Consider the following 5234-nt stretch of genomic DNA (forward strand, 5'->3'; position numbering starts at 1 on the left):
ACAAAAAAGAATTCTTCAAACTGGTCAAAAATGAGAACCGTTAACAGGTTAAGTTCGGCATTCTTCTGCAACTGTTGGATAATCTCTTCCGGAGAATCCAAAGATGCAGATAAGTTTTCCCCTGTAACTTCCTGAAACTCTTTTCTTAAATTATCGCCTAAAGTCTTAACCCAACCATTATAAAATCGCAACAGCACGGGTAAGCCTTGGCGGGTATCAATCTTTTCTTGTTGCAATTTCGGAAATAACTTTGCTCTCACTAGGGAACTTTTACCCACCCCTGACTGACCGTAAATGACGATTAATTTGCAGTAATCTGCGCTAATTCTTGCCCACAATCGCTTCACATCTGGTTCTCGACCGGAGATTTCCCGTTCTACAATTGCTTGTTTGGCGGTTTCTGTCAGGGTCGAATTAATTATCTTACTTTTGGCAGTAAAATGAGCTACGCCAGCAAAAGCTAAAAAGTTATAATGATATTGAATTGCATATTCTTCCACCTTAATTTCAAAAGCTTTTCCATAATCGCGTTGCTGAAAATAAAGTTCTCTCAACTTACCCAAAATATTGATATAAAGCTGGGGTTCGTACTGCGGCTTGCTTTCTCTAAAGGCTTGGCTTAAGTGTTCATCAGCCTGTTGCTTTTCACCTAACTTTCGCAGCGAAAATGCTAAAATTAATTGATAAAAACCTTTTTCCTGTAACTCATCTGGTTGAATCAGAGGAGATTCAGCTAATATTTTCAGTGCTGCTTCTGCCTGTTGCTTGGCTTCATCCCAGCGAGATTCTTCTAAGGAAACTTGTGCCAAAAATCCTCTATCTTGAGCTAATTGGCTTGGGTCTCCATAAGTTAGATGCAGTTTAATTGCTTTTTTCTCTACCAGCGATTTTAGCTCTGGCCATGCTTGCAAGCGTCGCAGCACTTCACCGAGTTTGCTAATATGTTTGGCAACTAAATCCAGCCGTTGCGATCGCTCGAAATTCTTGAGGGATTCCCAAAGGAAATATTTTTCTTCTTGCCAAAATTCCTGATTCTTTACCCGCTGCTGTATTGCTTTCTGCTTATAGCATTCGGCAATAGCCAGCAGCAATATGCCTTGCCGTTCTCGATGATTCTCCTGTTGCCAAAAAAGAAAGCTTTCCTGATAATTTTCTAAAGCTTCATCTAGCCGATTATTGGTAAAATCATTTAAGCCGTGCCAAACTTGCAAACAAGCTTCTAACTCTGTCAATAACACAGCTTGACGATTTTGTAAATCCCGTTCTGCCGCTGCTATTTCTCGCCAAGCTTCCGAAAAGGTTTCTAAATTTAAATAAAAATTTGTTTCAGTAGCAAACAACTGGTTAGTTCTTTGCCGAATTAACTCTATCAATTCATCGTTAGTCATCGATAACTCAACCGTAGTAGACCAACTAAAAATATCCGGCGCTAACCGAATAAACTTTTCGATCGCTTCATCATTCACCCACAAAAGAACCGGAAACGGCAGATTTTTGCGAAATTCTTCCCGGACATAATTAGCCGAAGTGAGTACGCGATCGATCTCGTCAACCGCCTCCAAACCAAACACCATTAATGCAGGTGGCTTTTCTTCTCCCAATTTGGAAACAATCGTGCTGTAAAGATTGGGAACAAACTTTCCCAATTCTATTTTTTCAATTTTCACCGATGAAGATACTAGCAGCCGTTGCGCCATGCGATCGCACAAAGCTGCATAGTTGCAGACCACTAGAATCAGGGAAAAGTCTCCCTGAGAAAGTGCGATCGCACGTAAAAGCGTCTGCAAAGATTCCTCATTATCGGCAGATATATTTTCTAGTGGCTGCGATTCACTCATGGATTTAGTTGTTTGGCATCTGCTAAAATTGGATTGAGATCGAACCAAGGGCCATCATCATCGCGATATTCAAAAACAAACATACTTCGCAACAAAGTTTGATATAGTGAACCTTGTCCCAAAGTTTTCTCTTCCTTCACTTTCCGCAGCAATTCCCAATCATCCGTTTTAATTCCTCGCATTAACTGATTGCGTCTTTCCTTAATCACTGTTTCCAAAGTATTTTGACCGATCGGTGGGTCTTTTTTCTGGATACAACTATAGAGCAATCCTAACAAATTCCGCACATGACCGCCGCTAACTCGGCAAAGTCGATCCAAAGTTTCGAGGCTATCAAAAACTTCTGCGATTGAGTTAATTTGTTCATCCCGATTCAGCTTTGGAAATGCTCTCACCAAAACCATTTCGCGCAGCAATTCCATCCCCTTTGAAAACTCCTTTCCATCTCGCGACTGCACAGGAACCATCGGCAAAACCTTTGCATCTACCCCTCCTCCCATGCGATTGACAAGTACATTGTACTCATTAGAAAAAATCAATCCCAGCGGAATAGTATAAACTAAATGACAGTTCAATCGCCGTAACTGCTCTCCTCGATCGATAAACAAATATTCCGGCTGCATCCGTTCCCCAACTTTTGGCGAACTATCCACGCGATCGAGATTATCAACAAGTACCACCAATCCTTTTTTACCAGCTTGCTTGAGTTTCTCATCCGCACTTTTTAATAGTTCGTCATTAATCGATTCTAAAATGTTATCCGTTCGCGGTTCTAAATATTGCCTTAACTCTTTCCGCACCGAAGGGTTATCTTTCGTTTTGGCCGTAATTTTGCCAATGGGAGTAGAAAACTCTGATGTCCATGAAAGATCTATGGGCGTTTTCATAAAATCTTTCACTTCACCAAATAGCCTCTCGAAATATCTTGGCTTTAGCTTAATTTCCACTGCTTCTAAGCTTTCAAAAACTTGCTTGGCAATGGCCAGCAAAATATCGCTGATATCCACATCAGCCATATCGAGATCCTGACTCGACTCGAAGTAAACTACATGAAATCCTGCATCTTCCAACCTTTTCTTCAGTCGCAACAACTCCGTAGACTTCCCACAACCGATATGTCCCGTAAACAACTGACAGGTTGATTCATTGGGAGAGAAGATGGCGATCGATCTTGCCAACTCCTCAATAATTTCCCCTCCTCTCACAGAAGAAAAATCGATATAGTATTGCTTATCCTCAGCTTTCGCCACATCGATCGTATAAGCAGGGTTACATACCTTAAAAAATCTTTGCAAATCATCCGGTTTCATTGACTACCTCAGACCAGCGCTTTTTTCTATTTTATACATCATCACTCCTAAAAACAAAAAAATATAGCCCCATTGTAGAGGCCATTTTCTATTACCACCAATTCAGCAACCCCTATTCAAATAAATCTCACCTCACGCGCTCACAAAGTCGTCTATAATCTCCTGCGCTACATCTTCTGGAATGTCCAAAGCTTCCTGAAGCTTATTGACAAAACTTTCTTCCTCTTCCGGGAGATTTTCTTCTGCTAAAACCACCGCAACCGCTCCCTCAAAAGCGATTTCCACGAACTCGTCTGAAATGGAATTAATAGCTGTGTTAAACAAAACCCCGCTACCTTCTTCATTGTAAATATCGGTTATTTTATCTAACGTTTGTTGGATTTCTTCTGGTGAATAACTATCGAACACTCCGGTGTCAGATAGTATATCATTTAAATATTCCATTTCTTCGTCATTGATTTCCTTGCCTGCGAACATGGCCGCAAAGATTATGGCTGCTACCGCTTCTTCAGAATTCAGTTTCTGTTCGCTTTGAACTTCAGAGGCGAAGATTTCGTCATATTTACTCATTTTGGTTGGTTCCTTTATTTATGGACTCGTCATTTATATCAGCAGTGGCGATATTTTCTGCATCGCCATTAACAAATTTTTACCTATTTTGAAAAAAAGATAAATTTTTCCTTGGCAATCCCATACTTTCATAATCGAACGAGCCCTGGAGTGGGGAAGTGGGGGAGACCAGGAGTGGGGGAGAAAATGTAGACTCAGATTTTGCGCCATTCTCAATAATATCTGAGAATATCTGAGTAAATGAACTTTTGCATAGAGATTGCACAGGCATATATCGCCTATTCACCAATCAATTTGCTAAAAGCTTGATGGTGACGAATTGAATCGAAACTCGGATCTTTTTTGGCATTTTCCTTAAATTTCTCAGCATCTAGCTTGGCTGCCATTTGTAAGTTTTCCATAGCTAATTCGACATTGCCCAGTTCGGCGTAAGCACAAGCTTTGTTATACCAAGCAAAAAAGAGTTTGGGATTGATTTTAATTGCTTTCTCGCCAGCAGCGATCGCATCATCATATCGCTTCAAATAACCTAGCGCCGCACTTCGGTCAGTCCAAATATTCGCATCATAAGGTTGGATTTCAATTGCCTTATCGTAAGCAGCAATTGCTTCTTCATATCGTTGAAAATGATTTAGCTGCACTCCTAACTTGTACCAAGCTAAATGGAAATCGGGTTTGATTTGCGCTGCCTTTTCATAAGAGTATATCGCATCTTCGCGTCGCTGCACAATTTCTAGCGCAATGCCTCGATCGTACCAAGCTTCCCAATACTCAGGTTTGATTTCCACCGCCTTATCGTAAGCAGCGATCGCATCTTCATACCGCTGTAATTGCAATAACGCATATCCGCGCATATACCAAGCTTCCGGGAAATCAGACTTGACCCGAATTGCTTGGTCAAAAGCTGCGATCGCCTCTTCATATTTTCGCCCTCTAATGCGTCCGTTGCCTTGCTCATACCACTTCTCATGTGGTTTTTTCGTCAGCTGGCGTACTGCGATCGCAATCACAATAGCCACTACTAGCAAAACCTTCGCCCATTCGTTGAATAAACGGTATCCCATCCCTACCATCTGCGATGGAATTCCAAGCATTTGGCTAATGGAAAAAGCACCTTCTCCCAACAGCCGATTGAACGGTTCTACAAACCAAAGCAGCACGAAGAGGACAAAGATTCCGTATTGACCGAACTTTCGCGATCGCTCTTGAATTTCTGGAGGCAACCACGGGTCAATAATACCATAACCATCAAGACCTGGAATCGGCAGCAAATTGAGGATAACCACATATACTTCTAGGTAAATTAGAAATGCCAAAGCCGGCCATATCCACCTATACTCAACTAATGGCAATGACGAACCAAACCGAAAACTTATTGTCAACAAAACCGCCACCAAAATACTGGCGAATGGTCCCGCTGCGGAGACCGCACTTTTCCACCAGCGACTGCGTAGTCTTCGGTGGTCGATATAAACTGCCGCACCCGGTAGCGGAATCCCACCTAAAAGTAGAAAAA

At 41.7% G+C, this 5234-nt stretch carries 4 protein-coding genes; all 4 read right to left on the reverse strand.

The window, feature by feature from the left end; genetic code table 11:
• Positions 1–1838 (reverse strand): ATP-binding protein (locus H6S82_RS17120; RefSeq protein WP_191056460.1); only part of this gene is annotated, 1838 nt, incomplete at its 3' end.
• Positions 1835–3148 (reverse strand): P-loop NTPase fold protein, encoded by a 1314-nt coding sequence (locus tag H6S82_RS17125; RefSeq protein WP_190472959.1) that lies wholly within the window; start codon positions 3146–3148, stop codon positions 1835–1837. The genes H6S82_RS17120 and H6S82_RS17125, both read right to left, overlap by 4 nt.
• A gap of 132 nt (positions 3149–3280) precedes the next feature.
• Entirely contained in the window at positions 3281–3718 is a 438-nt protein-coding gene (locus H6S82_RS17130; RefSeq protein ID WP_190472957.1) for a hypothetical protein, read from the reverse strand.
• 278 nt (positions 3719–3996) lie between these two features.
• Positions 3997–5234 (reverse strand): tetratricopeptide repeat protein (locus H6S82_RS17135; RefSeq protein WP_191056461.1); only part of this gene is annotated, 1238 nt, incomplete at its 5' end.

Source organism: Planktothrix sp. FACHB-1355 (assembly GCF_014748295.1).
GTDB lineage: Bacteria > Cyanobacteriota > Cyanobacteriia > Cyanobacteriales > Aerosakkonemataceae > Aerosakkonema > Aerosakkonema funiforme_A.

What these genes read in the sequence shown, in the direction of transcription:
- H6S82_RS17125 (WP_190472959.1), bottom strand. Translation starts at nt 3,148, where the DNA reads ATGAAACCGGATGATTTGCAAAGATTTTTTAAGGTATGTAACCCTGCT.
- H6S82_RS17130 (WP_190472957.1), bottom strand. Translation starts at nt 3,718, where the DNA reads ATGAGTAAATATGACGAAATCTTCGCCTCTGAAGTTCAAAGCGAACAG.